Source organism: Flavobacterium tistrianum (genome assembly GCF_003254545.1).
GTDB lineage: Bacteria > Bacteroidota > Bacteroidia > Flavobacteriales > Flavobacteriaceae > Flavobacterium > Flavobacterium tistrianum.
This window is the reverse complement of record NZ_QJRH01000073.1, coordinates 95950-122403: the sequence shown is the minus strand read 5'-3', so window position 1 is coordinate 122403 and position 26454 is coordinate 95950. Positions and strand designations below refer to the sequence as shown.

34 protein-coding genes are annotated in these 26454 nt (G+C 32.6%); 24 read left to right on the top strand and 10 right to left on the bottom strand.

Annotated features, from left to right (window positions below; translation table 11 throughout):
- The first annotated feature begins 1 nt into the window (after position 1).
- From DMB71_RS19615 to DMB71_RS19595, 6 genes are all read left to right on the top strand, one after another.
- Positions 2-481 (top strand): hypothetical protein, encoded by a 480-nt coding sequence (locus tag DMB71_RS19615; RefSeq protein WP_111369148.1) that lies wholly within the window; start codon positions 2-4, stop codon positions 479-481.
- A 111-nt stretch (positions 482-592) separates the two neighbouring features.
- The gene (locus DMB71_RS19610; RefSeq protein WP_111369146.1) at positions 593-988 is read left to right on the top strand and encodes a hypothetical protein; all 396 of its coding nucleotides are present in this window, start codon (positions 593-595) and stop codon (positions 986-988) included.
- Between the two features lie 101 nt (positions 989-1089).
- Positions 1090-1266: a hypothetical protein gene (locus tag DMB71_RS22020; RefSeq protein ID WP_162614853.1), complete on the top strand. Its 177-nt coding sequence runs from the start codon at positions 1090-1092 to the stop codon at positions 1264-1266.
- Entirely contained in the window at positions 1259-1804 is a 546-nt protein-coding gene (locus DMB71_RS19605; RefSeq protein ID WP_204251808.1) for a hypothetical protein, read from the top strand. Before DMB71_RS22020 ends, DMB71_RS19605 begins: the two co-directional genes overlap by 8 nt.
- 157 nt (positions 1805-1961) lie before the next feature.
- Positions 1962-2483, top strand: coding sequence for a hypothetical protein (locus DMB71_RS19600; protein ID WP_111369144.1), 522 nt, complete (start codon positions 1962-1964; stop codon positions 2481-2483).
- 6 nt (positions 2484-2489) lie between these two features.
- Positions 2490-3341, top strand: coding sequence for a hypothetical protein (locus DMB71_RS19595; RefSeq protein WP_111369142.1), 852 nt, complete (start codon positions 2490-2492; stop codon positions 3339-3341).
- 235 nt (positions 3342-3576) lie between these two features.
- Here the strand turns inward: DMB71_RS19595 and DMB71_RS19590 are convergent, their stop codons facing one another.
- Both DMB71_RS19590 and DMB71_RS19585 read right to left on the bottom strand, forming a co-directional pair.
- The gene (locus tag DMB71_RS19590) at positions 3577-3786 is read right to left on the bottom strand and encodes a hypothetical protein (RefSeq protein WP_111369141.1); all 210 of its coding nucleotides are present in this window, start codon (positions 3784-3786) and stop codon (positions 3577-3579) included.
- A gap of 116 nt (positions 3787-3902) precedes the next feature.
- Positions 3903-4385 (bottom strand): hypothetical protein, encoded by a 483-nt coding sequence (locus DMB71_RS19585; protein ID WP_111369139.1) that lies wholly within the window; start codon positions 4383-4385, stop codon positions 3903-3905.
- A gap of 131 nt (positions 4386-4516) precedes the next feature.
- On the opposite strand from DMB71_RS19585, the gene DMB71_RS19580 reads away from it, so the two are divergent.
- Positions 4517-4960 carry a hypothetical protein gene (locus tag DMB71_RS19580; RefSeq protein ID WP_111369137.1) on the top strand — a complete coding sequence of 148 codons (444 nt, stop codon included), beginning with the start codon at positions 4517-4519 and terminating at the stop codon, positions 4958-4960.
- A 191-nt stretch (positions 4961-5151) separates the two neighbouring features.
- Here DMB71_RS19580 and DMB71_RS19575 read toward each other — a convergent pair whose 3' ends face one another.
- Both DMB71_RS19575 and DMB71_RS19570 read right to left on the bottom strand, forming a co-directional pair.
- Positions 5152-5535: a hypothetical protein gene (locus tag DMB71_RS19575; RefSeq protein ID WP_111369735.1), complete on the bottom strand. Its 384-nt coding sequence runs from the start codon at positions 5533-5535 to the stop codon at positions 5152-5154.
- A gap of 88 nt (positions 5536-5623) precedes the next feature.
- On the bottom strand, positions 5624-6040 hold the full coding sequence (locus DMB71_RS19570; RefSeq protein ID WP_111369136.1) for a hypothetical protein: 417 nt from the start codon (positions 6038-6040) through the stop codon (positions 5624-5626).
- A gap of 145 nt (positions 6041-6185) precedes the next feature.
- On the opposite strand from DMB71_RS19570, the gene DMB71_RS19565 reads away from it, so the two are divergent.
- Both DMB71_RS19565 and DMB71_RS19560 read left to right on the top strand, forming a co-directional pair.
- On the top strand, positions 6186-7415 hold the full coding sequence (locus DMB71_RS19565; RefSeq protein ID WP_111369134.1) for a multidrug effflux MFS transporter: 1230 nt from the start codon (positions 6186-6188) through the stop codon (positions 7413-7415).
- Positions 7416-7546: 131 nt separating this feature from the next.
- Entirely contained in the window at positions 7547-7846 is a 300-nt protein-coding gene (locus tag DMB71_RS19560; protein ID WP_239453000.1) for a DUF4242 domain-containing protein, read from the top strand.
- 141 nt (positions 7847-7987) lie between these two features.
- Here the strand turns inward: DMB71_RS19560 and DMB71_RS19555 are convergent, their stop codons facing one another.
- From DMB71_RS19555 to DMB71_RS19540, 4 genes are all read right to left on the bottom strand, one after another.
- Positions 7988-9253 (bottom strand): NAD(P)/FAD-dependent oxidoreductase, encoded by a 1266-nt coding sequence (locus DMB71_RS19555; RefSeq protein ID WP_111369133.1) that lies wholly within the window; start codon positions 9251-9253, stop codon positions 7988-7990.
- Positions 9254-9333: 80 nt separating this feature from the next.
- Positions 9334-10668, bottom strand: a complete 1335-nt coding sequence (locus DMB71_RS19550) for a DEAD/DEAH box helicase (RefSeq protein ID WP_111369131.1) — start codon at positions 10666-10668, stop codon at positions 9334-9336.
- Between the two features lie 204 nt (positions 10669-10872).
- Positions 10873-12408 (bottom strand): DEAD/DEAH box helicase, encoded by a 1536-nt coding sequence (locus DMB71_RS19545; RefSeq protein WP_111369130.1) that lies wholly within the window; start codon positions 12406-12408, stop codon positions 10873-10875.
- Positions 12409-12517: 109 nt separating this feature from the next.
- A complete protein-coding gene (locus tag DMB71_RS19540) occupies positions 12518-13051 on the bottom strand; it encodes a DUF6155 family protein (protein ID WP_111369128.1) in 534 nt (177 codons plus the stop codon).
- A gap of 141 nt (positions 13052-13192) precedes the next feature.
- Between DMB71_RS19540 and DMB71_RS19535 the strand changes: the two genes are divergently transcribed.
- Together DMB71_RS19535 and DMB71_RS19530 are read left to right on the top strand one after the other, a co-directional pair.
- A complete protein-coding gene (locus DMB71_RS19535; protein ID WP_111369126.1) occupies positions 13193-13486 on the top strand; it encodes a DUF3817 domain-containing protein in 294 nt (97 codons plus the stop codon).
- A complete protein-coding gene (locus DMB71_RS19530) occupies positions 13479-14726 on the top strand; it encodes a mechanosensitive ion channel family protein (protein ID WP_111369125.1) in 1248 nt (415 codons plus the stop codon). Before DMB71_RS19535 ends, DMB71_RS19530 begins: the two co-directional genes overlap by 8 nt.
- A 156-nt stretch (positions 14727-14882) precedes the next feature.
- Here the strand turns inward: DMB71_RS19530 and DMB71_RS19525 are convergent, their stop codons facing one another.
- Positions 14883-15296 carry a hypothetical protein gene (locus DMB71_RS19525; RefSeq protein WP_111369123.1) on the bottom strand — a complete coding sequence of 138 codons (414 nt, stop codon included), beginning with the start codon at positions 15294-15296 and terminating at the stop codon, positions 14883-14885.
- A gap of 82 nt (positions 15297-15378) precedes the next feature.
- Between DMB71_RS19525 and DMB71_RS19520 the strand changes: the two genes are divergently transcribed.
- From DMB71_RS19520 to DMB71_RS19505, 4 genes are all read left to right on the top strand, one after another.
- Positions 15379-15786, top strand: a complete 408-nt coding sequence (locus DMB71_RS19520; protein WP_111369121.1) for a glyoxalase — start codon at positions 15379-15381, stop codon at positions 15784-15786.
- A gap of 5 nt (positions 15787-15791) precedes the next feature.
- Positions 15792-16259: a hypothetical protein gene (locus tag DMB71_RS19515; RefSeq protein ID WP_111369119.1), complete on the top strand. Its 468-nt coding sequence runs from the start codon at positions 15792-15794 to the stop codon at positions 16257-16259.
- A 27-nt stretch (positions 16260-16286) separates the two neighbouring features.
- Entirely contained in the window at positions 16287-16862 is a 576-nt protein-coding gene (locus tag DMB71_RS19510; RefSeq protein WP_111369117.1) for a Crp/Fnr family transcriptional regulator, read from the top strand.
- A 125-nt stretch (positions 16863-16987) separates the two neighbouring features.
- A complete protein-coding gene (locus DMB71_RS19505) occupies positions 16988-17959 on the top strand; it encodes a quinone oxidoreductase family protein (RefSeq protein ID WP_111369116.1) in 972 nt (323 codons plus the stop codon).
- Positions 17960-18042: 83 nt separating this feature from the next.
- On the opposite strand, the gene DMB71_RS19500 is transcribed toward DMB71_RS19505, so the two are convergent.
- A complete protein-coding gene (locus DMB71_RS19500; protein ID WP_111369114.1) occupies positions 18043-20019 on the bottom strand; it encodes an alpha-ketoacid dehydrogenase subunit alpha/beta in 1977 nt (658 codons plus the stop codon).
- A gap of 189 nt (positions 20020-20208) precedes the next feature.
- Between DMB71_RS19500 and DMB71_RS19495 the strand changes: the two genes are divergently transcribed.
- From DMB71_RS19495 to DMB71_RS19455, 9 genes are all read left to right on the top strand, one after another.
- Positions 20209-21159, top strand: a complete 951-nt coding sequence (locus DMB71_RS19495; RefSeq protein ID WP_111369113.1) for an isopenicillin N synthase family dioxygenase — start codon at positions 20209-20211, stop codon at positions 21157-21159.
- 112 nt (positions 21160-21271) lie between these two features.
- Positions 21272-21604: a translation initiation factor gene (locus DMB71_RS19490; protein ID WP_008464140.1), complete on the top strand. Its 333-nt coding sequence runs from the start codon at positions 21272-21274 to the stop codon at positions 21602-21604.
- 103 nt (positions 21605-21707) lie between these two features.
- Complete coding sequence (locus DMB71_RS19485) at positions 21708-22577, top strand: nucleoside phosphorylase (protein WP_111369111.1); 870 nt, start codon at positions 21708-21710, stop codon at positions 22575-22577.
- A gap of 11 nt (positions 22578-22588) precedes the next feature.
- The gene (locus DMB71_RS19480; RefSeq protein ID WP_111369110.1) at positions 22589-23029 is read left to right on the top strand and encodes a DinB family protein; all 441 of its coding nucleotides are present in this window, start codon (positions 22589-22591) and stop codon (positions 23027-23029) included.
- Between the two features lie 3 nt (positions 23030-23032).
- Positions 23033-23425 carry a VOC family protein gene (locus DMB71_RS19475; RefSeq protein ID WP_111369108.1) on the top strand — a complete coding sequence of 131 codons (393 nt, stop codon included), beginning with the start codon at positions 23033-23035 and terminating at the stop codon, positions 23423-23425.
- Positions 23425-23901 carry a DUF4265 domain-containing protein gene (locus DMB71_RS19470; protein ID WP_111369106.1) on the top strand — a complete coding sequence of 159 codons (477 nt, stop codon included), beginning with the start codon at positions 23425-23427 and terminating at the stop codon, positions 23899-23901. The genes DMB71_RS19475 and DMB71_RS19470 overlap by 1 nt, the downstream gene beginning before the upstream one ends.
- Before the next feature lie 67 nt (positions 23902-23968).
- A complete protein-coding gene (locus DMB71_RS19465) occupies positions 23969-24820 on the top strand; it encodes a substrate-binding domain-containing protein (protein WP_111369104.1) in 852 nt (283 codons plus the stop codon).
- A gap of 18 nt (positions 24821-24838) precedes the next feature.
- Positions 24839-25771, top strand: a complete 933-nt coding sequence (locus DMB71_RS19460) for a hypothetical protein (protein WP_035691036.1) — start codon at positions 24839-24841, stop codon at positions 25769-25771.
- Between the two features lie 216 nt (positions 25772-25987).
- A complete protein-coding gene (locus DMB71_RS19455) occupies positions 25988-26353 on the top strand; it encodes a hypothetical protein (RefSeq protein WP_204251807.1) in 366 nt (121 codons plus the stop codon).
- Positions 26354-26454: the final 101 nt, after the last annotated feature.

Genomic DNA, 26454 nt, shown 5'->3' with positions numbered 1-26454 from the left:
TATGGGATTTTTCAAAAAAATTGGAACAGCGATTAAGAAAAACGTTTCGTTCAAAAATTTGGTAAAGGTTGCTACTCCAATTATGGGCGCAATTCCTTTCGTTGGCGGAACTGTTCAAAATATATCGCAGAATTTGCAAGATGCTCACGAAGCTAAAAAGGCAAACAAACAAGCTGAGGAAGAATACAACAAACAACTGGCATTAAATACTGCAAGTCAAACGGTTGGTGCTGTAGCAAATGCAGGTTCTCAGATTTTTGCAAAAGCTGTAACAACTGGAATAAATGACGGTTTAAGTACTGGTTTTGTTCAGGGTTCAGGTCAGGTTGGCGCTACTGTGGTTAGTTCAACTATTAAGGTTTGGTTCGAAAGAAACTGGAAAATTGTCTTAGGTGCTGTCGCTGGTCTTATTGCATTGATTTGGTTTTTAAGACGTGATAGCAATAATTCAGGAAAAAGAGTTGCTCGAAAAAGATCGTAAGCCGAAAAATTACTATCGAATCTATCTTATTGTATTTCTGATAGATTCGGCAGTAATCATAATTAAAAAACTGGCTGAAATCATATTATTAATTAAACACATTATAAAGTAATGGCACAAAATAGAAAAAGTTATAATTACAATAATCAGAATTATAACAATAATAAGCAAAAAGTAAAGCATTCAGGCGCAAAGTACACTACTTACACCCCTGTTTCGGGTCCAAATAAAGGTGTTGAACAGCATCTAACAACTGGTTGGAGATTAGCTAAAGGAGAATTGATTGCAATTAAATGTGTGACAACAACAAAGTCAAATCTTTCAGACAAAGGTTGGTTTGGTTCGGTGGCATGCACTTTTACTAATACTAAAACTGGTGTTCAATCTTTTCATTGGGGAACAATGCAGAAAAACGGCGGTAAGGTTGTAATTGACAGTATGGCGTTTGTAATTAATCCACGTGCAAAAAACGGTGGTTATGCAGGAACATTTATTCGTTCGAACTAATGTTTAGGTTTATTTTAAAGTTCCTCCCTCTTATACTTCACGAGGGGGTGGATTTACTCAAAGAGCATTTAGAAAAAAGAAAACAATTAAAAAAATAGGTTATGAAAAATTTAAAAGGAATTGTTTCGATAATCGGTATTATCGTAAAATATGGTGCGGTTGTTACTGCTATTTTAAAAGGTATTCAGGTTGTTTCTGATGAATTAAGTAAACTTGATTTCGGAAAAGACGAGCCTGAAACCTCTGCTAAACCTCAAATTGTAGAAGAAAATGAGTAATTTTTTAGGTAGAAAGGACTTAACACGAGGTATTCGAAATAATAATCCGGGTAACTTGGTTTTGACAAATATTGCTTGGCAGGGAAAAATACCAAATGCCCAAAATACCGACAAACATTTTGAGCAGTTTACCGAAGTAAAATACGGTATTCGTGCCATGTTGCGAGATTTGACAAACGACATTGACAAAGGAAAAAATACCGTAAGAAAGCTTATAACTGAATATGCACCGCCATTTGAAAATGATACGCAAAAGTATATTGAGGTTATTTCAAAAGCCGTCGGCTTAGACCCTGACCAAACAATCAAAATTGTAGATGCAAAGTTTTACATGGTTATTGCACGGGCAATTATTAAGCACGAATGCGCTCCCGATCATAATTTAATTTATGATTCTGATATTCAGGATGCAATCGATATTATGGGAGATTACAATCTCGCAAGCGTTACCGTAAATGCTAAAAAGAAATTCAGATTCAATTATTTGATTATTCCCGTACTGCTTTTTTTTTATACTGTTTACAGCGTTACAGTCTAAACAAACGCCGAAAACGATAAAAATTATTAATTCAAAATTTAAACAAGATGTTAGATAAAATCAAACTTTTTTACGCAAACAATAAGACTATTGCAAATGTTGTATTAGTTGCTTTAGCAGGATTTTTAGCTTATAAATTATTCAAGAAAAAATAATTATGGCTCAAAGAGAGATAGTTAATAGAACAAAGAGCCAAGCCAATACTGTTTGGCTCTTTGATTTTCTGCAAAAATACTGGCTTTTGTGTGTTGGTATCATTGTGTGTTATCCGTTATTGAAAAAATGGTATGCAAAATTTACACAAGATGCTGAGGAAAAAGCTTTAGAAGATGCAGAAAAAGATTTAAAAATTGCTGTTTCTAACCCAATGACGAAAGAAATCGAATTGAACAAAATTACACTTCGTAAAGAAGTTCATAATATAGCAGAATCTTTAGCGGTTTGGTTAGGAACAAATAAGCAGACGAAAGACGCTCCTTGGTACACTTGGATAACTGAACCGATGTCTAATTTCGAAAATGAAAAAGAGACGATTAATGAGTTATTAAAAGTAAAACAAGTTACAACTGTTCCATTAGTAATTGGCTGTTATTATGTTATTACAAGACGTGATTTAAAAGCTGATTTGAAAAAATATTTATCAACTTCGGACTTGAAAAAAGTTCCGTTATTTAATTAATCCAGTATGAATTTTATTCAATATATAGATGACACTTACGCTGTCAAAGTTAAAGAGATTGAATCTTCTGAGGGATATTTAATTAGAGGAATTCAAACGCCATTTTTCATTTTATCTGTATTTGTCGACAATAAACGTGTTCAGGGAGTAGATTTTTTGAATTACGATAGTTTGCCTATGTTATCAGTTATTAATGATTTAGGCAATGTCGATTTAAATGTTATTCCAGAAAATTACTTTGCTACTGCATTTACAGAAATTTATTTTCTCATTCCTAATGGTAGTAGTTCGTCAAGTGTAGAAATTTCAAATTTTAGTGATTTTCAGAAAAAACCTTTGAGATACCTTAAAGAATATAAGCTACCGCAATTTCGTATTGATGGCAGATTTTCTCAAGGCTCAGGTTATACATTTGATCGTAGGGTTTATTCAATGCTAAACCTTGGAACAATTCAGGGAGATAACAAATTTTACATTGGTAATTATGATACTTATCCAAATTCTACTCACGTAGATACGATTGAATTTCAGGGTGAAACTCCAAATTATATTCGAAATGGTTATGATTTGGTTACGTCGTTCCCTGTTCAAAATAACGGTGGTATTGTTCAGTTTGGAGATTTTTACGTAAAAATGACAACTGGTAAAACTTCATATCCTTACGGATTGAGAGTTTATATTTTTACGGATATAAGAACTAACGAATTTTGGATTTTAACAAATTACATTGAACAAGGTACGAGTATAATCAAAAAAGGAGAATTTGATATTTCAACTTTTGTTTGTGTAAACGGTGGATTTAAAATTAAAAATCTACTTCAAGATGTAGAAATACAAATCAGTACGATTTATGGCTAATACTACTCCTACTCCTTATAGCTGTACAATCTTTAATAAAGATAAATCTATAAGACCAATAAAAGTTGAGTTTTGTAAATCAATATTTTATTTGCATAACTGGTGTAAGAATATCAAATTCGATTACCATTATATTAATATTTATAATCGAAAAACTGGAAGATACATTTCTCGACAATATTTCAATGAATATATAATAGATAAGCCTTTGTATTAATTTACAAAGGCTTTTTTTTTAAACGACAAACCAATTTGAAGTAACACCCAGTTTAGTCGATAATTCTTCTAAAGTTTCATAAACTAAGAATTCATGACCTCCTGTAGTTTTAATTGCGCTATGATTAGTACTTGGTTGATTTGGTACTTTGTAAAAAGCAACTATATGCTCTTTAACAATAATTACTGGTTGACTGTCATTGACAAGAGTTACTAGAATGTATGCCATTGTATTTTGGTTAAAGTTAATAATGCATCTAATGTAAGAAAATTATTTAAAAGGTATAATTATTTATTCTTTTATAGCAATTGACAAAGTGAATTAAAATTAAAATTTAAATATTCTTATTTGCAGTTAGGATGGGTATAAATGTAATAAGTTAAGCAAAGTGACAGTATTGCTATAATTGGTGAAGCTATTTTAGTAATTCTGTCAACCCAGTAATTAGAATTAGCTCTTCTATATTCTCTTTTGAAGCCACCAGTATTTATTTTGTTTAAACCTTTAGCTGTTATTTCTACAGATATATATTCTCGTTGTTTTAGTGGAGTGTAATTAACTAAACCATCTCCTTTCAAATAGTACAAGGCGTTAGATATTAATTCTTCATTATTATTGTCTTTAAATATGTCTTCAATAAAACTATCGAATTGACGTTCTTTTTTTCTTTTGAACACAAAATTTTTAAATGATTTTAAGTATTCGTGAGTGTTTTTTGATGTTGGAAGCGCATTTTCTGCTAAATCTTTAAACGTTATCGATTTATGAGAATTAATAGCTAGATACTTTAATACTGTATCAAAAATAACGAAGTGATTTTGGTTCATAATTTATATTTAAAGGTTGGTCTATCAAAGTTAATTATTTATTCTTTTATAGCAATTGACAAAGTAAGTTTAAAATATTGGCACTATATTTGGAAATCTTTAGTAATTATAAACTCACAAAACAATACCACATGAAAAAAATTACTTTATTACTTCTTATATTATTTTCAATTCCTGCTTTTTCTCAGGATTCAGACATGAAAATCTTTTTAGAGAAAAGAGAATCTATTAATGTCGACCAATACGATTTGATTAAACAAGTAAATATCTTTTATCCCGACATTCTGATTTCAAAAGAAGTTAAATCAAATTATAAGAATAATTTAAAAGTTAACGAATTTCTATCTGCTGAATTGATTTATCCAAATAGCAGTAAGTTTAAACTTTACAATGTTACAATCATGGATAAAAGACATTTAACTTATACCTTTTTATCAAATGATGATATTTTAACCTATGGTGATGTTAGAATATTTGATGGTAAGACAGTTCGAACATTATATCGTTTATCAGGTGCAAATTCTTTAATGCAATATTTTGTCGACGGTAAATTGATAAATGAAGTAAAAGGATAATTTTACAAATAAATCCAATAAATAAGCCCCAATAAAACGGGGCTTTTTTTATGTTCCGAATTTTTATATATTAGATTTCTTCAAAAATAGGGCTTTTTTATACTGTTAATAAAGTTGTTAACATCTTCTTGGACATACTGCAAATCATACTATAAATTATAGTTCAAATTTGAATAACTCCGACAAGGAGCTTATTCGTATAATTTATTCAAAATCATTTCTTTTGGTACAACATCGCCTCCGCCATTTTTATTGAATTGGATTACGTTGTCATTTACAAATAAAACTGCGCTAGCTGTAACTCCGTTTTTGTCTTTCAGTTTTATTTGCGCTTTATCGCCATGCGGATAAACATGTCCGGAAACTTCCAGAATTCCTGAATTTAAATCTTTGTATTCGCTCGTAACTTCAGCGGTTCCAAAAATCTTATAATTTGACTGAGCTATTGTAATCGTAAAAATATATTCTTTCTTGCAGTCTTTGCATTTTTGGCTTCCCCAAGTTCCTGAGAATTTGTTTTGCTGTGAGAATGCTTGTATGGAAACTAAAAATGCCAGGAAAAGAAATTTTTTCATTGTAGTTTGTTTTATTAAAATCTGAACCAAATATAAACCAAAAAAAGCATCACAAATTTGTGATGCTTTTTCTAAAATTTTCTTAAATCTATAATTTTTTCAAATAAACCGATTTTCCATTTAATGACACATCAACTTGATTTGTTTTTTCGTTAAACGTAGTTCGCAAAGCATTTCCATTAAAAATAGTAACGTCGCCGTACACATGGCCAGCTTCACTAGATGTATAATCAAATTTTACTTTTTTGTTTCCTGGCTCGATGCCTATTTTATAACTTGAAAATTTTGTTCCTCTTAAATCAAAATCCTGCTGCGAATCGATAATTTTTCCATCAGCGTAAAAATTTGTAACCGATTTGCTTAAGGAAATATCCGGATAATATTGGTTTACTTTTTTCAGGAGTTCGTATTGTTCAACACTAGCTTCTTCTTGTTTAGATGTAATAGTTTGCGCAAATGAAATCGTTGTGAATAAAACTGCTGCTAGTAAAAGGTACTTTTTCATAAATTTTTAATTTAAAGATTAATAAATAGTTACACTAAATAATGTTGGCAATTACTTTAATTTATTGTTATAAACTTTTTCAAGTTATACTACAAGGTATGAAATCTTTACCTTTGCAAAAAATTATAAGCCACTTTTTAAGATAATGACAACAAAAAATTATATTCAGCTCATCCTGATTTTAGGTTCGTTGACTGCTCTCGGTCCTTTTTCAATCGACATGTATCTACCTGGTTTTTCGGGAATTGCAAAAGATTTAAACACTTCTGTTGCTAAGGTTTCGATGAGTTTATCCAGTTATTTCATCGGAATTTCTGCTGGACAATTGCTTTATGGACCTTTATTAGATCGTTTTGGACGTAAAAAACCTTTGTTTGTTGGACTTCTAATTTATATTCTTGCTTCTTTAGGATGTATTTATGTTGCTGATATTGATGCTTTTATAATGCTTCGTTTTGTACAAGCGATTGGTAGCTGTGCCGCAACTGTAGCTTCCGTAGCAATGGTTCGTGATTTATTTCCTGTAAAAGATATTCCAAAAGTATTTTCACTTTTAATGCTCGTTGTTGGACTTTCTCCAATGTTGGCGCCAACAATTGGCGGTTATGTTACCGAAGATTTAGGCTGGCACGCTGTCTTTTTTATACTAATGTGTATGGGAATCGTGATTTTAATAGCTTCACAAATTGGGCTTCCAAATACATATAAACCAGATACTTCCATTTCATTAAAACCAAAACCGATTCTATCTAATTTTCTTTTGGTTATAAAAGAGCCCCAATTTTATACCTATGCTTTTACAGGTGCGATAGCTTTTTCAGGATTGTTTTCTTATGTAGCGGCTTCCCCTCTGGTTTTTATGGATATTTATAAAGTCGATGCTAAAACTTACGGATGGATTTTCGCGCTTATGTCTGTTAGTTTTATAGGTTCAAGTCAGTTGAATTCTATGCTATTGAAGCGATTTTCAAGCGAACAGATGATTTTTGGAGCTTTGATTTCTCAATCTGTTATAAGTGTAATATTCTTGATTTTGGCTTTAAATGATCTTTTAGGATTGTACCAAACTATCGGAATGCTATTTTTGTTCTTGGCTTGTTTAGGAATTTCAAATCCAAATACTGCTGGATTAACGCTTGCTCCTTTTGCTAAAAACACAGGAAGCGCTTCTGCATTAATGGGAGCAATTCAGCTTGGAATCGGCGCTTTGGCTTCGTTTGCAGTTGGTGTTTTTGTGAAGGATTCAGTAACTCCAATGATTGCAATCATGACAACAACAACTATTACAGCATTTATAATTTTAAATATCGGTAAACGATTTATCAAACAAAAAGTGGAATTGTCTGCAGATGACAGCATTTCTTCTGTTCATTGATAGATTGTAAGTGATTAAAAATCAAAACATAATAATTGATTTTGCGCTTTTATTTCAGTAATTTTATAGGGCTAAAAAATGGAATGGAATCCAGAAACCATTTTAAAAACGGGGCGAAACCGAAAAGCCACATGAGTAGGAATAAATTTCTAAATATTATGCCTAAATATGTTATTGAAAGAGAAATCCCAAATGCCGGTAAACTTACATCTGATCAATTAAAAAGCATTTCACAGGCTTCCTGTGGTGTACTTAATCAACTAGGAACTCAAATTCAGTGGGTCAACAGCTATATTACAAACGATAAACTGTATTGCATTTATATAGCACCAAATGAAGAAATGGTTTATGAACACGCTAAATTAGGTGGTTTTCCAGCCAATTCTGTAAATCAGGTTACAGGAATAATCGACCCAACTACTGCTGAATAAATAATTAAATTCCAATTTTTTAAAATTCCAAATTCCAATCTATTGAAAAATAGAAAAGCCAAAAACAAAGTGTTTTTGGCTTTTAGTATTTAAAGCTTCCAATTTTGGAATATGGGTTTTTAAAATTGGAATTTTATAATTTTAGTTTTGTGTCTTTTTATCTGGTCTGATAATCATTCTAAGTGATTGATCTTTTGCGAAATACGCTACCATCCAATTCCAGAAAGTATTTAATCGGTTTCTATAAGTTATCAGTGAAATTAAGTGAATAAACAGCCAGATGATCCAAGCAAAGAAACCTTTAAAATGCCATTTTGGACTTGGTAAATCTACAACCGCTTTTGCTTTTCCGATAATTGCCATAGATCCTTTGTCTTTGTAAGCAAAAGGTTTAAGAGGTTTATTGGCAACCATAGCTTTAAAATTCTTAGCCAGATTCAAACCTTGCTGAATAGCTACCTGCGCCACTTGCGGATGTCCGTCAGGGAAATTTTTATCTCCAGAAGAAATCGCTGTGTCACCAATGGCAAAAATATGATCTACACCATTTACTTTGTTGAATTCATCGGTTGCCATTCTGCGGCCGCGTCCATAACTTTCTTTTGGCATTCCTTCGAAAATTTTGGCAGAAACTCCCGCGGCCCAAATTAAGTTTTTGGTTTTGATGGTTTCTCCGTTTTCAAAATGTACCGTATCGTCAACATAATCAACAACACGAGTATGCAGTTTTACGACAACACCAAGTTTTGTAAGTGCTTCTAGAGTATCTTTTTGCGATTCTTTACTCATTGGTGCCAATAGAGCATCTCCTCCATCGACTAAATAAACATTACTTGCAGATGTTTCTAATTCTGGATATTCCTTTAGTAAAATATTTTTTCTCATTTCGGCAAACATTCCCGAAACTTCAACTCCAGTTGGTCCACCTCCAGCGACAACGATCGTTAGTAATTTACGACGTTTGCGAATATCTTTGCAAATAGCAGCTTTTTCAAGATTTTTAAGCAATGTATTACGCATTACGATGGCATCATTTAAAGTTTTCATCGGAATAGCGTTTTTCATCACGTTTTCCATACCAAAATAGCTTGTTTCTGCTCCAGTTGCAAAAACAAGATAATCGTATTCTAATTCACCATTACTTAAAGTAATTTTCTTTTCTGCCGGTGAAACCGATAATAATTCGCCTAAACGAAATTGTAGATTCCTTTTGCCAGCAAAGAATTTTCTAAACGGATAACTAATGCTCGATGGTTCTAAAAATGCCGTAGCAACTTGATATATAAGTGGTGGGAAAAAGTTATAATTATTCTTGTCTACAAGCGTTACTTGTATTTGAGGCTGATTTACAAGCTCTTTTGCCAGATTAATTCCTGCAAATCCACCTCCAATAATGACTATTTTCATATATGTTGTATTAAGTAGGATTATAAAATAATTCCTTATAAATATACAACTTTAATATGCAATGACAATTGTCATATTTATTACTTTTTGAATTTTTTAACTGTTTTTTCAACTACATCGATTTTGTTCTGTAGGACATAACTGGCCATTAATTTTTCGATTAATTCATCTTTCGTTAAATGATGAAAAACAGTTTTTACTTTTGTTTTTAAATCTGCTGAAAGTTCGTGATTTGGCTTTGTTTTGAAGATTTGTCTTGCCCACAAAAGCATATTATTTTCTTCTACACTAGCAGCCGTAGGCTTTTTGAATTCTGAGAACTGAATTCCTAATTCTCTCTCAAAGTCAGCAATTTCAAAAACTTCTTCTTGCTGTAGAACGGTCAAAGAAAGTCCTTTTGCCCCTGCCCTTGCGGTTCTTCCGCTTCGGTGAACGTAATTTTCGTAAGTGTCAGGAAGGTGGTAGTTTATCACATACGAGATTTCTTTTACGTCAATTCCTCTAGCTGCCAAATCTGTTGCGACTAAGATATTAATGTGTCCTTCACGAAATTGTTCCATAATACGATCGCGAATTCCTTGTGTCAAACTTCCATGAAGCGCTCCCGAAGAAAATTTATTGATTGCCAGATTTTTGGCTAGTTTATTAACGGCAGCTTTCGTTTTACAGAAAATAATGCCTCGTTCTCCGTCTCTAGAATTTAAGAAATGCATTAAAACTTCCAGTTTTTCAATAGGATCAACTACAATATATTCGTGATCAATTCCTTCGTTTCCAATTGTTTCCATGTTGGCGCTTACTTGAACTACATTTTTATTCAAATAATTCTGAATCAACTGTTTTATCGTTCCAGGAAGTGTTGCTGAAAATAATAAAGTGCGATGTTTTTTAGGTAATTCGGTGATAATTTCGTCTAAACTTTCTTTAAGAATCGCAACCATTTCATCAGCTTCATCCAAAACCAAATACTCAGCTTTTTTAATGTCAATAGCTTTTCGCTGAATCAAATCGATTAAACGACCTGGAGTTGCCACAACGATTTGGGCGCCTTCTTTTAATCTCTCGATTTGGGGTTTTATTGGAGTTCCACCGCAAATGGAAGCAATAGATATATTAGGAATATATTTTGAAAAACTTTCTAAGTTTCTAAAAATCTGCTGTCCCAATTCTCTCGTTGGAACTAAAATAACAGCCTGAACTGTTGTTGATTCTGCATTTACCAATTGCAATAAAGGCAATCCAAAAGCGGCTGTTTTTCCTGTTCCTGTTTTGGCTAAACCAACAATATCATGGGTTTCGCTCAAAAATAACGGAATTGTTCTTTGCTGAATTTCTGTAGGTTCAACAATTTTTAATTCGCTTAAAGCTTTTAAAATTGGAGCCGAAATTCCTAATGTTGAGAATGGTTTAGACATGTTTTTTAATTTTGTTTAAAGTTTCAGGTTTCAAGTTACACCAAAAACTTAATAAGTTGAAAGGAGAAATTACATTTACTATGAAATGCTATTTCTCCTTTTATATATTATAATACTGTTTTAGATTCCAACAACTTGACCCGAGGCTAAAAGCCGAACAGGCGAAGCAAACATGAAACTTGAAACAATTGAACTTTTAAATTATCAATCCGGCTCATTCATGATTTTCTCACGATATTTTTTACCAATTAATAAAGTTAATCTTTGTTTGTAATCGTCAACCAGCCATTCGCGGTAGTTTTTACTGCATTGGCTCAAACATTTAGAATAGCGTTTGATACGGTCTTCAATATCATCTTCTAATTCTTTAGCTAGCATTTTTGCTTCTTGAAGCGTTTCTGTATTATCAACACACATTCCAGCATGCTGATCTAGAGATTTGTCTAAAACGACTTTAGAACGAAGATTCTGTTTGATGATTAATTTGTGTTCTTCATCTACATCAAAACTAACATCGGCAGTTTTACTGAATTTTGCACGCAATTCTGGTGGCATGCTGTATTTAAAGAACATCTCGATTTCATGGTCATCACGTAAGTTTTCCAAATAAAACTCTGGCGATTTAAAAATGTGCTGCCAGTTTACAGGATCACTCCATAAACCAAAACGAGCGGCATTGTTACCTAAATCGATAACTGTAAATTCATCTTTTCCAGGTAATTTACGAGAACCACGACCAATCATTTGGAAATATAATGTCAACGATTTTGTTGCTCTATTTAAAATAATCGTCTCTACAGTTGGTTCGTCAAAACCAGTTGTCAAAATTCCGACTGAAGTCAAAATCGCGTCTGGAGTCTTTTTAAACCATTGCAAAATGTCTTTACGCTCTTCAGAACTACTTGTATTATCTAAGTGTCTGATGTCGTAACCTGCTTCTCTAAACGTTTCATATACATATAATGAAGTATGAATACCATTATTGAAAATCAAGGTTTTCTTTCCTAAAGAACGTTCTGTATATGCATGAAGCAGTTTTTCTTGCATCAAAGTATTCGTATATAAATCATCTGAAGATTTTACAGTATAATCTCCATTGATACCCACTTTTAACGAAGTCAAACCTACATCATAGCTGTAAGTTGTTGCTTTTGCCAAGAAGCCTTTTTCGATTAATGAACCAATTGTATCACCAACGATAAGTTCGTTGTAGCTTTGGTGCATTGGCAATTTTATATTAGAACTCAAAGGTGTTGCAGTTACTCCAAGGATAAAAGCATTTTTAAAAGAGTTTAATAATTTTCTAAATGAGTTGTAGTGTGCCTCATCAATAATAACTAAACCAATATTGTCTAGATGAAGTTTTTCATCATTGATACGGTTTTTTAAAGTTTCAACCATTGCCACGAAACATGAAAAATCATTCTGATCTGGCAATTCCTTTACTTTACTATTGATTATTTTGTTTGTAACGCCAAAACCTGTCAACATTTTTGAAGTTTGTTTACAAAGTTCAATACGGTGCGTCAAAACCACCACTTTTTTGTCATTATTAGACAAATAGCGGCGTACGATTTCAGAAAATATTACTGTTTTTCCTCCTCCAGTTGGAAGCTGATACAGTAAGTGGTGTTTCGGAGGAGCATTATCTAAACGGTCAAAAATAGCGTCAATATCGCCTTTTTGGTATGCATACAGTTCTTTTTTATCTTCTCTTTGTATTTCTAAAGTTTGAGACATTGTTTATTTTTGGATTTTTGCAAAAATACATCGAAAAAACAGTTATTCATCCTCTTTTAACCTAAAATAAATATTTTTTTTGAATAAAGATTTTTTATGAGAAAGGCTTTTAGTAGTCGATTTTCTCTAAAATTGCCTCAAATTCGTATCTGTTTTTCCATTTTTGATTTAAAGTTTCCTCCAAAACGGCATTAATTCGTAATTTAAAATCAGTAAAAATTCCGTTTGAAACAATATAATTTACTGCCTGTTCAAAAGAATTAAAGAGGCTTTTGTAAAACAATTCTTGCTTGATGAAATTTTGTGAAGAAAACGTTTGCGCAATTTCTATATTGTAAAGCATAATATCAGCCACAACATACGAGTCTACGCCCAAAATCATAAAGTGTTTTATTAATTTTTGAGCAACCGATCTTCTCATTTTGGCTTTCGGACGCCATTTTGCACCAGGCTTTTTAATCGGAAAATATTCATGAGAGATTTTAACCTTAGCTTCTTGAAGCAATTTGTCTTCTTTTGGATTAAAAACAAAGTCATAATATACTTTTACTGGAGCAAATTTTTCGTACAATTCTATCAATTGTTCTTCTAATTGCTCTTTGGTTAATTCACCTAAATATTTTTTTAAATCTCTTTTACTCATTGAGTAAAGATAATTTTCAAAATTTTAAATTCCAAATTCCAATTTTTAGCCTATCGGATTGATTTAATTTGTGAGTTTTTAAATTCTAAAATCAATCCAGAATCCTTAATTTTGCTGGCATAAAACTTAAAAAATATATACATGCTCAAGATTTTCAAAGTTACTGCCATTTTAGAGGGAATCTCTTATTTAGTATTGTTTGCCAATATGTTCATCGTTCAAAATACAAATCCTGAACTTTACCATACATTATTACGTCCGTTAGGAATGACGCACGGTGTTCTATTTATTGGATACATTCTTTTAGCTTTTTTATTGAAAAAATCAATGAATTGGGATTTAAAAACTTTTGCAATCATTCTAGTCGCTTCTCTTATTCCTTTTGGAACTTTTTACATTGAGAAAAAATATTTAGAAACTCAAGCAAATGCATAAGTTTTTGGAGAAAATATTTAATTTTTTATATCCTGTTTTTAGAGATTGGGGAATGAGCCGTAATGTGGCGTCTTATACCAGTCTAATCTTTAATATTGCTATTTTAATAGCATTGGCTTATGTAATTTATTACGCAGCCAAATTTATTTTGGTTACTTTAACTGCTGTTTTCGCTCAACGTACCAAAACAAAATTTGACGATTATTTAATTCAAAACAAAACCACTAGATATACCGCTTATTTAATTCCGTTTTTCTTTATTTATAAAGCAGTTCCTGTTATTCTAGATAAATACGAATATTGGGAATCGATTTTCGGAAAAATTGTCGGAATCTATATTGTATTGCTTGGATTATGGATTGTTCGAACTGTTTTTAATTCGTTACGCGATTATTTAAAACAAAAACCAGAATACAGCGACAAACCAATTGACAGTTTTGTCCAGGTTATTATGATTGTGCTCTGGATTTTTGGAGTTGCCATGATTATTTCGACTTTATTTGGAATTAAAAAAGGAGAACTTTTAACTATTCTAGGAACACTTTCGGCAATTATCATCTTAATTTTCAGAGATACGATTCTTGGATTTGTTTCGAGTGTTCAGGTTGCGATAAATGACATGGTTCGTATTGGCGACTGGATTACAATGGACAAATTTGGTGCAGATGGAGATGTTATCGAAATCAATTTGACAACGGTAAAAGTTCGAAATTTTGACAACACGATTACCACAATTCCAACTTATGCTTTAAGTTCAGATTCGTTTCAGAACTGGCGCGGAATGCAAAAATCTGATGGAAGACGTATTAAAAGACACGTTTTGATAAAAAGCAGTACAATTCGTTTTTTAAACGATGAAGATTTGCATCAATTGCGAAAAGTACAGCTTATAACTTCGTATATTGACAGCCGTCAAGCGGAAATTGATAAATACAACGATCTTAGAGGAGTTGATAAAACGCTTTCGCTAAATGGCCGAAACATGACCAATTTAGGATTGTTTAGAAAATACATTATGCAATATTTACATGACCATCCGGGATTGAACAAAAATATGCATATTATGTGTAGACAGCTGCAATCGACCGCACACGGAGTTCCGTTGGAGATTTATGTGTTTTCAAGTGACAAACGCTGGGCAAATTACGAATACATTATGGCTGATATTTTTGATCATGTAATGGCGTCAGTTCAATATTTTGATTTAGAAATTTTTGAATTACCTTCTACATTGAGATAGTTTAACCGCAAGGAGCGCTAAGAAATACGCAAAGTTCGCAAAGTTTTACACAAAGCTTTGCGAACTTTGCGTTTTTATAGGTTTAGTATATCAAAAGACTTTGCGTGCTTTGCGGTAAAACACACAAGCCATTTCAGTTTGGAATTTTAATTATTCCTACTCTATCCTTTCAAAAAGAAACTCAGGATTATTATATTCAATAGGAACTTCTGGAACGTAACACGGAAGATTAAAATAAGTCCCGATTACTCCTTTTCCTAAATAAAGCTTTCCATCTTTCTTTAAAAGTGCTAAAGGAACTCTTTTCCAAGCTCCGCCAAAAGAAATATAATGATAATCGCCTCTCAGCGTATCTCCCCTTAGATCACCTCGCACATCGCCAGAATCTTTTCCGGTTCCGTAGTGATTAATTTCGTAGCGTCCGTAAAAACGTTTATTATTGATGTGAATATCTAGAACGGCTGTGTCTTTATTGTTTACAGCACGATATAATTGACGGTTATATTTTTCTTTATCTTCTTTTGAATTGCAAGAAGCTAATAATAAGCACAGAAACAGAAATAATCGCATAATTTATTTTTAGAAAAACAAAAATAGGTTTTTACTGTGGGATTATTTCTTTAACTTTAAAGAAAACTAAAAACAAAACCCCATGGAAGATAGAGACACTTTTTTAAAAGAATTCAGAGGCGAAACTTTAGGAACCGTAAGTGCTCAATCTTCAGCAGATGAGATCTTTCAAAACCAGACCATCAGGCCTATTTTAAAACTTCAGAACGACTTATTCATTGCCGTTTTTATCAATTATGTAAACAAAAACAAACCCGATTTTTATTCTTACTCGGTTGAAAAGAAACTCCAAACAATCGAAAATTCCATTCAAAAAGATATTAAATTCAGAAACTCTTTAAAAGGAATTGTAATGGCGCTTTTTACAGTTGATGAATACAATACTTATATCCAAAACTCTTCTGATTTGAATAAACGTATGATGAATTTGCTGATTGACCGATTGAAAAATCAAGTGCAATTATTTGAAGTGGAATCGGATTCTAAGTGATTTTAATGGAAATAGAAATTCTTCAAGATAAAAAACGAAGTTTATACGTTTATAAAAATAATGAATTGTTATTTTATTCTAAGGTAAAATCCAACTGGACAAACAAGGTTACAGAAATTTACAATCATGATGATATTTTGCTTTTAGAGGTGAAATATAAAATGACTCTAATAAAATCTTCTTATAAGATTTTATTTCAAAATGAATTGGTTAAGGAGGAAATAGTAGAAATAACAGACACGAGAATAGTTTTTGATACTGACAAAAGATTATATACAAAACAAGATTATTTTATCGCTATAGACGGAAATTTTTCCTACTATTTTAAAGAAACTAGAATTTCTCAATTAAAACAGAAAAGTTGGGTTTCAAATCCAAAGATATTTTTAAGTATAAATGATGAAACCCTAGAATTTTTAAATCTAGTACTCTTTCATATTTTAGCAACAGAAGCAGGATGTAGTTCTGATTAAAACAATTTAAAATTTTAGAATAAATCAATGTTCAATCAATTCCGAAACAAATTCCCTTTAACCGATGCAAAATGGAACGAATATATCGGTTATTTCAATCGTCTTGAAGTTCCTGCAAAAACTACGCTTTTAGAAGAAGGCGAAGTTTCAAAGAAACTTTATATCATAGAAAAAGGCTGTATTCGGGTTTGGTTTAACAATAACGGAAAAGATTTAACTACGCAATTCTTTTTTGAAAATGAGAGCGTTGCTTCTATCGAAAGTTTTATGAAGAAACTTCCGAGTCCGACAAATATAGAAACGATTGAACCTTCGGTTTTATGGTGGATTCATAAAAATGATCTGGATAAAATTCTCGAAGAAATCAAAGAAATACCAGAATTGAGGGATAGTTTCATCAATAAGCTTTTTGAGCGTACTTTTGATTACATGAAATATTTTGTTTCATTTATAAAAGATTCCCCTGTAGAGCGTTACACTAATCTAATTAAAGAAAGACCTCAAATTATATTACGTGTTCCACAACATTATATCGCTTCTTATTTAGGAATAACTACTGTGCATCTAAGCAGACTAAAAAGTAAACTATTAAGTAAAGAATAATTGACTTTTAAGCCAAACTCAAATTAGCTTATATAACTTATATGGTTTAAAGAAAAATTTGATAACAAATGTTATCGTCTGCCCATAAACAGCTCTGTAATTTTGCTTCATAAAATTTAATAATTATGAAAGCAGCAGTAGTTTATAAAAAGGGCGAATTGCCAAAGTATGCAGAATTTGCAGAACCAATTGCATCAAATGAAAACGAAATTTTGGTTTCGGTAAAAGCCGTAGCCATTACCAATTTGGACAAAGGAATTGCCAGCGGAGAACATTATTCTTCAGAAAAAGAAAATCAAAACGGATTTATAGTTGGAAGCGACGGAATCGCAGTTCTAGAAAACGGAACAAGAGTTTACGCCCGCGGAATCTCTGGTACAATCGCTGAAAAAGCACTTGTAGAGAAAAACCGAATGGTAGCGTTACCAGACGGAATTGATGATGCAACAGCCGCGGCGATGCCAAATGCGGTTGCAGGTTCGGCGATGGCACTTCGCTTTAGAGCGAGAATAAAACCTGAAGAAACGGTTTTGATAAATGGTGCAACTGGTTTTACAGGACAAATGGCGGTTCAAATTGCAAAACATTATGGAGCTAAAAGAATAATTGTTACGGGAAGAAATGAAAAAGCGCTTGAAAGTCTTTTAGAATTGGGCGCCGACAAAATTGTTTCTCTAAAACAGAATGATGAATCTTTTGTTTCTCAGCTAAGAGAAATCCATAAAAATACTCCAATTGATATCGTAATAGACTATTTGTGGGGGCATTCGGCAGAGCTTATTTTGTCAGTTTTAAAAGGAAACGGAAATTTTACGCATAAAACCCGATATGTTTCTGTTGGCTCAATGTCTGGAGATACGATTCAATTATCTGCTCAAATTTTGAGAAGTGTAGATCTTCAATTATCAGGTTCAGGATTAGGAAGCTGGTCAAAAGAAGAAGTCAAACTCTTATTTTCTGAAATCCTTCCAGAAATGTTTCTTTTAGCTTCAAAAAATATACTAAAAGTAAATATTGAAACAGTGAATTTATCAGAGATAGAAAAAATGTGGAACGCAGAAGTTCCAGACGGGAAACGTTTAGTAGTTCTTATTTAAAGTTTCTAAGGTTCTAAGTTGCTACCCCGATAGCTATCGGGGTTAAGTTTTTTTTAGAATCAGAACCTTAGCATCTTAGAAGCTTAGTATCTTAGAATTTCAAGTAAAACTTCCTCAAATCTACTTTTAGGTAAAAACTGATCTTCTAATGCTTTTGTAAACGGAATTGGCGAATCTAAACTTGCTACACGTTTTACAGGAGCATCTAGATATTCGAAACAATTTTCCATAATTAAAGCCGAAATATCACTTGCGATTCCGCCAAACATAGTGTCTTCTTGGTAGATTATGGCTTTTCCCGTTTTTTTAACCGAAGCAAAAATCGTTTCAGTATCTAAAGGCTGTAAAGTTCTTAAATCAATTAAATCGGCATCTATTTCTGGATGTTGCGCTAAAGTGTCTAAAGCCCAATGAATAGTTGCTCCAAAAGCAATAATCGTTACCGATTTTCCTTCTTTTACCAAAGCTGCTTTACCTAAAGGAATAGTATAATAGTCTTTCGGAACATCTTGATAAATACTGCGATACAATAATTTATGTTCGAAGAATAAAACAGGATTCGGGTCATTAATTGCAGTATTCAAAAGTCCTTTTGCATCATAAGGAAATGCTGGATAAACAACTTTTAAACCTGGAGTTTTGGTAAACCAAGCCTCATTGGTCTGAGAGTGAAATGGCCCAGCCTGAGTTCCTCCACCGCAAGGCATACGAACAACAACATCGGCTTTTTCGCCCCAGCGGTAATGAGATTTAGCCAAAAGATTGACAATCGGATTAAATCCAGACGAAACAAAATCAGCAAATTGCATTTCTACAATCGCTTTATAACCATTTATAGAAAGTCCCATTCCGGTTGAAATTACCCCACTTTCGCAAATTGGCGTATTGCGTATTCTGTCTTTTCCAAAAGCATCAACAAAGCCTTCTGTAATTTTAAAAGCTCCGCCATATTCAGCAATATCTTGACCCATAATCACAAGGTTTTTATGGCGCCACATAGACTGCTCTAAACTATTTCTAATGGCATCTATAAACCGAATATTTTCTGATTCTGAATTATGGCTATATTCCTCATATTGAAATTCTTCATAAACATCATCTAATTCTCCGCTGTAAGTTGGTTCAATTTCAGGTTCTGCATTTGCAATTGCCCAATTTTCATCGATTTCCTGTTTGATTTCGGTACGAAATTGTTCGTCTAATTCAGCGGTCAGAATTCCGTTTTCAGTCAAATATTTTTTGTAATTTGTAACAGGATCTCTCAGTTCCCATTGATCCATTAAATCCTGAGGAACATATTTTGTGCCACTCGCCTCTTCGTGCCCGCGCATTCTGAAAGTCTTAAACTCTAACAAAATCGGACGCGGATCTTCTTGCATTTCTCTCTTTAACTGAGACAGTTTATTGTAGATTTCTACAATATTATTTCCGTCAATAATCCAGCTTTCAATTCCGTAACCAATTCCTTTGTCTGCAAGGTTTTCACAAGCATATTGTTCGTTGGTTGGTGTAGAAAGTCCGTAACCATTATTTTCAATGATAAACATTACAGGCAGTTTCCAAACCGCTGCAATATTTAGAGCTTCGTGAAAATCGCCTTCACTTGTAGCGCCTTCTCCGGTAAAAACGGCAGTGATTTTTTTATTGTCTTGAAGTCTGTTTGCAAGAGCGATTCCGTCAGCGATTCCTAGCTGCGGACCCAAATGCGAAATCATTCCTATAATATTATATTCTTGAGTTCCAAAGTGGAAACTTCTATCTCGGCCTTTTGTAAAACCATTTGCTTTTCCTTGCCATTGCGAAAACAAACGGTGAAGCGGAACTTCTCTTGTAGTAAATACACCAAGATTTCGGTGCATTGGCAATACGTATTCAGATTGATCTAAAACTGCAGTAACTCCAACAGCAATAGCTTCTTGTCCTATTCCAGAAAACCATTTGGAAACTTTTCCTTGTCGAATCAAGATGAGCATCTTTTCTTCGATCAATCTGGGTTTTAATATTTTTTTATATAAATCTAATAATTGCGCGTCAGTCAGGTTTTGGCGGTAAAAGATCATGTATTTTTTTATTTTTTAGTGTTTCAAATATAACAAATTGTGGTTGTTTTATTAGAATACTAAATAAATTTTTAATAAGAAATTTGCTTTTAATGCCTGAGCTTAAGATTATTTTCTAAAATATTATTTACCTTTGTTAGCGAAAGGTACTTATGACACCTTTCTTCTTTAAAATAAAAAATGTAAAGTATGCAAAACATTCCTAGTGTAGACTTACGTGATTTCCTTTCGGACGACCCGAAACGTAAACAAAAATTTGTAAATGAAATCGGCAGTGCATTTGAAAACATTGGCTTCGTAGCCTTAAAAGGTCATTTTCTTGATGACCAATTGGTAGACGAACTTTATGGTGAAATTAGAAACTTCTTCGCCTTGCCAATAGAAACTAAGCATAAATATGAAATTCCTGGAATCGGCGGACAAAGAGGTTATGTTTCTTTTGGAAAAGAACATGCTAAAGGACGCAAAGAAGGAGATTTAAAAGAATTTTGGCATTTTGGCCAATACGTTGACAAAGATTCAAGATGGGCTTCTGAATACCCAGACAATGTTGAAGTTACCGAATTACCTCGTTTTAATGCGGTTGGTAAAGAAGCGTACCAAAAATTGGAAAAAACGGGTGTTTATGTTTTAAGAGCTTTGGCTTTACATTTAGGTCTAGATGAGTTTTATTTTGATAATTATGCAAAAGAAGGAAACTCAATTTTAAGACCAATCCACTACCCTCCTATTACTTCTGAGCCAGAAAATGCAATTCGTGCGGCAGCTCACGGTGATATCAACTTGATTACATTGTTGATGGGAGCTCAAGGTAAAGGATTGCAGGTTCAAAACCACAATGGCGATTGGATTGATGCCATTGCTGAGGATGACGAATTGGTAATCAATGTTGGTGATATGTTGTCTAGACACACTAACAACAAATTAAAATCTACAATTCACCAAGTGGTAAATCCGCCAAGAGAATTGTGGGGAACTTCACGTTATTCAATTCCGTTTTTCATGCACCCAGTAAGCGATATGCGTTTGGATTGCCTTGAAAATTGCATTGATGAAGAAAATCCAAAAAAATACGAAGATATTTCAGCTGGAGAGTTCTTATACGAACGTTTAGTAGAATTAGGCTTAATCAAAAAATAAGCTTAAATATTTTCTAGATATAAAAATTCCAAATTCCAAGTTTTTCTTGGGGTTTGGAATTTAATTTTTAGATATCTTTATGCTTGAAATTTATTTTTAGAATAAAAAAAATATGGACTTAAAAGATCAATTAAAGAATCTGTTTCCAGATCATGTTGAATCAAATGAGCCTGAACAAGTTGAAGAACAAGAACACGTTCTTTACGTTCAGAAGGAACCTATGATTTGTAAATTTGAAAAGAGAAAAGGAAAACCAACCACTATTATTGAAGGTTATGAAGGTTCTGATGAAGATTTTAAAATCTTAGCCAAAGAAATCAAAACCAAACTGAGCGTTGGCGGAACTTTCAAAGACGATTCGATTATAATTCAAGGCGATTACCGAGATAAAATAATGGCAATCTTAAAAGAAAAAGGATTCAAAACCAAACGTGTTGGTGGCTAGAATAATAAAATTCCATTTTTAAAATTCCAAATTCCAAGTTGAAAAACTTAGTCCCGATAGCTATCGGGATAGCACCTCAGAACCTTAGCAACTTTAAAAAAAAATGATACAATCATCAGAATTAATACTTAATCCAGACGGAAGTGTTTACCATTTAAACCTTCGTCCTGAACATATAGCACACGACATTATTTTTGTTGGTGACCAAAACAGAGTAGAAAAAATCACTCAATTTTTCGATTCAATCGAATATTCTGCTCAAAAAAGAGAATTTAAAACCCAAACTGGTATTTATAAAGGCAAAAGAATTTCTGTTGTTTCTACAGGAATTGGCCCTGATAATATTGATATCGTACTAAACGAATTAGATGCTTTAGTCAATATTGATTTAGAAACGCGTCAGCCAAAAGAAAAACTGACCTCGTTGAATATTATTAGAATTGGAACTTCTGGTTCTCTGCAAGAAGATATTCCAGTGGATAGTTTTGTAATGTCAAAATTTGGTTTGGGATTAGACAATATGCTTCGCTCCTATTTAATCGATGATGTTTCGATTACAGAAATTGAAGATGCATTTGTACAGCATACCAATTGGGATCCTAAAAAAGGAAAACCTTATGTGACGCAATGTTCTGAAACATTAGAAAAATTAATTGAATCTGATCGAATTTTTAAAGGAATTACAGCAACTGCTGGAGGATTCTACGGTCCGCAAGGAAGAGTTTTGCGTCTGAATATTCAAGACGAAGAATTAAACAATAAAATGGATAATTTTAGTTTTAACGAAACTAAAATCACTAATTTAGAAATGGAAACAGCAGCAATCTACGGACTTTCTGCTCTTTTAGGGCACAATGCTTTATCGTTAAACGCAATTATTGCCAATCGTGCTTCTGGAACTTTCAGTGCAGATCCGTACAAAGCTGTTGATGAGTTGATTGCTTATACATTGAATAAATTAGCAGGTAATTAATTAGAGATTTTATGCAAGACGCTATTCTTAAATTTGAACAGTTATTGAACGAAAATGTCAATTATATTCCAACAATAAACAATGAAATTTTAGAAGTAAAAAATCCTGGTAAATGGTCTAAAAAAGAGATTTTGGGACATTTAGTCGATTCTGCAATTCATAATTTGGTTCGTTTTACGGAGATTAATTATGCAGAAAAACCATATCGCCACAGACCGTATAATCAAATGGATTTAGTAAATTTAAATCAGTATCAGAAAATAGATATTCAGGAACTTACGCAGCTATGGTTTACCATAAACAAGCAGCTGGTGAGATTGATGAAATCTGTTGATGAAAAAGCTTTAGATTACAAAATCATTTTGGCCGACGAATCTGAAATAGATTTAAGGTTTTTAATGACCGATTATATAGATCATTTAGAACATCATATTAATCAAATAAGAGCATAAATTATGTTTTTGAGAGTGGCCAGACATACGAATGATTTAGAAAAAATTGAAAATTTTTATGTTGATGTCCTCGGATTTGAACGCCTAGGTGGATTTGAACATCACAATAATTATGATGGTGTTTTTATCGGAAAACCGGGTTTAGACTGGCATTTTGAGTTTACTCAATCTGATGTTAAAGCCCAACATACTTTTGATGAAGACGATGTTATGGTCTTATACCCAAAAACTATTGCAGATTACGATAAATTAGTGAATAAATTAACGCAGCAAAATATTGCAGTTATACCATCGCTGAATCCGTTCTGGAATGAAAACGGAAAAATGATTCAGGATCCAGATGGTTATAGAATCGTAATATCACCTTTAAAAGCTGTAATTAGCGAAATTGAATAATGGAACAGGAAACTCATAAAAAAATATTATTTAAATACTATAGTGACTATCTAGATGAAGTCGTTTCTGAAACCATGTGGGCGGAAATTATAGATCTAGAAAAAGGTCTTTTCAAGCTGGACAATATTCCGTTTTTTGGTCCTTTGATTGCTACAGATGACATTTTTTATGCAGAATATGATGAGACGGAAGAGCGTTTTATGCATAGAAAAACGATTCAGAATTCTGGAAATTCGATTATTCAGGTAGCTGTTTTAGAAAAAGGTTTTGATAAGGAAATCATCAGAGAAAAACTAAAAGCGCTTAATTGCCTTTCTGAGGGATTAAACGAAACTTTTTTTGCGGCTGAAATAGCCAAAGACATAGATTATTCTTTGGTGAGAAGTCTTCTCAATGAATATGAATCAAAAGAAATTATAGAATTTGCAGAACCTTGCCTTTCAGAAAAACATAGAGCAGATTTATTAAAAAACTAAACTAACCAAATTTAACCATAAGATTACGCATACGCATACCAAGCAACTTAACTTAAACTTAAAATAAATGAAAACTGTCAAAATTGTGGGTGTTCCGGAACACTTCAATTTGCCGTGGCATCTATGTATTGAAAACGGCGAATTTGAAGAAGAGAACATCGACTTAAAATGGACAAATGTTCCCGAAGGAACCGGGAAAATGTGTCAAATGCTTCGTGACGGAGAAACAGATTTGGCTGTTATTCTAACCGAAGGGATTCTTAAAGATATTGCGGCCGGAAATCCGAGTAAAATTGTTCAGGTTTATGTGCAATCTCCTCTAATTTGGGGAATTCACGTTGATGCAAAATCAGATTTTCAAACGCTGAAAGATCTTAAGAATAAAAAAGCAGCGATTTCTAGAATTGGTTCTGGATCACAATTAATGGCTTATGTAAATGCAAATGAGCAAGGCTGGGAAATGGATGATCTTGAATTTGAAATTGTAAATACAATTGATGGCGCTGTAGATGCTCTAACCAATAAAAAAGCTGATTATTTTATGTGGGAACGTTTTATGACGAAACCTCTTGTAGATAAAGGTGTTTTTAGACGTATTGACGACTGCCCTACTCCATGGCCTTCATTTATTATTGTAGGACGAGATGAATTCTTAAAAAAGAATCCTAAAACGGTAGAAACGATTCTTAAAATAATCAACAAAACAACGGTTGACTTTAAAGAGATTCCAGAGATTGACAAGAAATTATCTAAACTGTTTAATCAAAAAGCAGAAGATATTAAAGAATGGTTGAAATTGACTCAGTGGTCACAGAAAAATTTGACAGAAAAATCTTTTAATAAAATTCAAAATCAATTATTTGATCTGGGAATTATTGATAAAAAAAGTATTTTTGTAGAAACAGTAAAAGCATTGTAATACTGCTTTTTGATTCGTATGATGAAATTCCCTAAAATTGACTTACCGCGATTAAAATCCAAACTACAGGTGAAATCACCGTGGGACAGGATTATTATTTCGATTTTAAGTCTTTTAATTACCATTCCGATTTTCATCATACTGCATCAAAATTTAATCGATCTGGAATGGGCATTCAATCTAGATCGCATATTTATCTTTATTTTTGTTTTTGCAGCAATATTTTTTCTTCTGATGTATCTCAGAACAATTATTATTCTGTGCGTTGCGGTTTATTTATTAATTCTGTTTTATGGATCTGTGATTGGAAATTATGGTTTTAATGAAATCTCAGAAGATTATAATTCCATGATTTACACCATGTCTGACAATCCATATCCGCAGGATATTATTGTGGCAAAACTGCTTCCGTTTCCAAATAAAACTAAGATTATCAATGCTATAGAATACCAGAATCCGAAAGTGCGAAATTTTGCTATTATGGCAACTTCAAAGCATTTTAAAGGTATTCGAGGCTATTCAGATTATCGAACCATAATTCAGTGTTTTGCTGTTTTTAAAGAAATAAACAGTAGATGGAACTATGTAAACGATCCAAAAGATGGTGATTATATTGCAACCGCCAGCGAATCTTTAGAATATTTCTCTGGCGATTGCGATGATCACTCTATTTTAATGGCGGCAGCTGTGCGCTCTATTGGCGGAACTCCGCGTCTTATTCATACAAAAGGGCATATTTATCCCGAAATCTTAATTGGTTCGATGATTGATTTAGAAAAAGTCAATTATCTGATTAAGAATGTTCTTTTTGTGAAAGAAAGCTATGGCAAAAAACTGCATTATCATATAGACGAACGCGGTCAAGTCTGGATGAACTTAGACTATACGGCAACTTATCCTGGTGGACCGTTTATGTACGAGGAAATTTTAGGAGCTTTAACCTTAAATTAGTTTACCCCAAAAAGCTATTCCAACTAATTCCTACTACTAAAATAGTCTTTTTATAAACAGTTGGTTATCAGCAAAAGTGCCGAAAATAATGACTTTCTGCATTAAAAGCAATTCATTTAAAGAAGTAAAAAAAATCTTTATAAATATTTGATTTCGAATATTTTAATATCATTTTTTTTTGTAACTTTTTCCTGTTTAACTTTTAATCACAAAATCATGAAAAACTTTAAATTATTTACCCTCGTAATTGCAATTGCTGTCGTAATAGTTTCATGCCATCTTAAAAGAGACAAGCTTGTGAATTCATGGAAAGTTACTGCTGTAGAACCAAAAGAAGCTGTTTCTGATTCTACAAAAAACGCTATTTTAGCCAACGGTATGCTTACTTTTACGGAAGATGGGCATGTAACAGGATATCTACTTCGTGAAATAACTGACGGAACTTATGCGTTAACACAAAAAGGTAAAAAACTTGTTATAAAAGATGAAGTTGGTACACCTTATGAATGTGTGAGCACAATAACAGATGATCAATTAATCCTAGATACCAAAGAAGCCAAACTGACATTTAGTAAAATTTAAATATAGAATTACAACGTAATTCAATGTTAAAAAACCATTCTTTTCTATCGTTAAGAATGGTTTTTTGATTTTTAAAACTAAAATAAATATCTTTGCAGTTC

Coding starts and splice junctions, on each gene's coding strand:
- DMB71_RS19615 (WP_111369148.1), top strand. CDS start 2: ATGGGATTTTTCAAAAAAATTGGAACAGCGATTAAGAAAAACGTTTCG.
- DMB71_RS19610 (WP_111369146.1), top strand. CDS start 593: ATGGCACAAAATAGAAAAAGTTATAATTACAATAATCAGAATTATAAC.
- DMB71_RS22020 (WP_162614853.1), top strand. CDS start 1,090: ATGAAAAATTTAAAAGGAATTGTTTCGATAATCGGTATTATCGTAAAA.
- DMB71_RS19605 (WP_204251808.1), top strand. CDS start 1,259: ATGAGTAATTTTTTAGGTAGAAAGGACTTAACACGAGGTATTCGAAAT.
- DMB71_RS19600 (WP_111369144.1), top strand. CDS start 1,962: ATGGCTCAAAGAGAGATAGTTAATAGAACAAAGAGCCAAGCCAATACT.
- DMB71_RS19595 (WP_111369142.1), top strand. CDS start 2,490: ATGAATTTTATTCAATATATAGATGACACTTACGCTGTCAAAGTTAAA.
- DMB71_RS19590 (WP_111369141.1), bottom strand. CDS start 3,786: ATGGCATACATTCTAGTAACTCTTGTCAATGACAGTCAACCAGTAATT.
- DMB71_RS19585 (WP_111369139.1), bottom strand. CDS start 4,385: ATGAACCAAAATCACTTCGTTATTTTTGATACAGTATTAAAGTATCTA.
- DMB71_RS19580 (WP_111369137.1), top strand. CDS start 4,517: ATGAAAAAAATTACTTTATTACTTCTTATATTATTTTCAATTCCTGCT.
- DMB71_RS19575 (WP_111369735.1), bottom strand. CDS start 5,535: ATGAAAAAATTTCTTTTCCTGGCATTTTTAGTTTCCATACAAGCATTC.
- DMB71_RS19570 (WP_111369136.1), bottom strand. CDS start 6,040: ATGAAAAAGTACCTTTTACTAGCAGCAGTTTTATTCACAACGATTTCA.
- DMB71_RS19565 (WP_111369134.1), top strand. CDS start 6,186: ATGACAACAAAAAATTATATTCAGCTCATCCTGATTTTAGGTTCGTTG.
- DMB71_RS19560 (WP_239453000.1), top strand. CDS start 7,547: ATGAGTAGGAATAAATTTCTAAATATTATGCCTAAATATGTTATTGAA.
- DMB71_RS19555 (WP_111369133.1), bottom strand. CDS start 9,253: ATGAAAATAGTCATTATTGGAGGTGGATTTGCAGGAATTAATCTGGCA.
- DMB71_RS19550 (WP_111369131.1), bottom strand. CDS start 10,668: ATGTCTAAACCATTCTCAACATTAGGAATTTCGGCTCCAATTTTAAAA.
- DMB71_RS19545 (WP_111369130.1), bottom strand. CDS start 12,408: ATGTCTCAAACTTTAGAAATACAAAGAGAAGATAAAAAAGAACTGTAT.
- DMB71_RS19540 (WP_111369128.1), bottom strand. CDS start 13,051: ATGAGTAAAAGAGATTTAAAAAAATATTTAGGTGAATTAACCAAAGAG.
- DMB71_RS19535 (WP_111369126.1), top strand. CDS start 13,193: ATGCTCAAGATTTTCAAAGTTACTGCCATTTTAGAGGGAATCTCTTAT.
- DMB71_RS19530 (WP_111369125.1), top strand. CDS start 13,479: ATGCATAAGTTTTTGGAGAAAATATTTAATTTTTTATATCCTGTTTTT.
- DMB71_RS19525 (WP_111369123.1), bottom strand. CDS start 15,296: ATGCGATTATTTCTGTTTCTGTGCTTATTATTAGCTTCTTGCAATTCA.
- DMB71_RS19520 (WP_111369121.1), top strand. CDS start 15,379: ATGGAAGATAGAGACACTTTTTTAAAAGAATTCAGAGGCGAAACTTTA.
- DMB71_RS19515 (WP_111369119.1), top strand. CDS start 15,792: ATGGAAATAGAAATTCTTCAAGATAAAAAACGAAGTTTATACGTTTAT.
- DMB71_RS19510 (WP_111369117.1), top strand. CDS start 16,287: ATGTTCAATCAATTCCGAAACAAATTCCCTTTAACCGATGCAAAATGG.
- DMB71_RS19505 (WP_111369116.1), top strand. CDS start 16,988: ATGAAAGCAGCAGTAGTTTATAAAAAGGGCGAATTGCCAAAGTATGCA.
- DMB71_RS19500 (WP_111369114.1), bottom strand. CDS start 20,019: ATGATCTTTTACCGCCAAAACCTGACTGACGCGCAATTATTAGATTTA.
- DMB71_RS19495 (WP_111369113.1), top strand. CDS start 20,209: ATGCAAAACATTCCTAGTGTAGACTTACGTGATTTCCTTTCGGACGAC.
- DMB71_RS19490 (WP_008464140.1), top strand. CDS start 21,272: ATGGACTTAAAAGATCAATTAAAGAATCTGTTTCCAGATCATGTTGAA.
- DMB71_RS19485 (WP_111369111.1), top strand. CDS start 21,708: ATGATACAATCATCAGAATTAATACTTAATCCAGACGGAAGTGTTTAC.
- DMB71_RS19480 (WP_111369110.1), top strand. CDS start 22,589: ATGCAAGACGCTATTCTTAAATTTGAACAGTTATTGAACGAAAATGTC.
- DMB71_RS19475 (WP_111369108.1), top strand. CDS start 23,033: ATGTTTTTGAGAGTGGCCAGACATACGAATGATTTAGAAAAAATTGAA.
- DMB71_RS19470 (WP_111369106.1), top strand. CDS start 23,425: ATGGAACAGGAAACTCATAAAAAAATATTATTTAAATACTATAGTGAC.
- DMB71_RS19465 (WP_111369104.1), top strand. CDS start 23,969: ATGAAAACTGTCAAAATTGTGGGTGTTCCGGAACACTTCAATTTGCCG.
- DMB71_RS19460 (WP_035691036.1), top strand. CDS start 24,839: ATGATGAAATTCCCTAAAATTGACTTACCGCGATTAAAATCCAAACTA.
- DMB71_RS19455 (WP_204251807.1), top strand. CDS start 25,988: ATGAAAAACTTTAAATTATTTACCCTCGTAATTGCAATTGCTGTCGTA.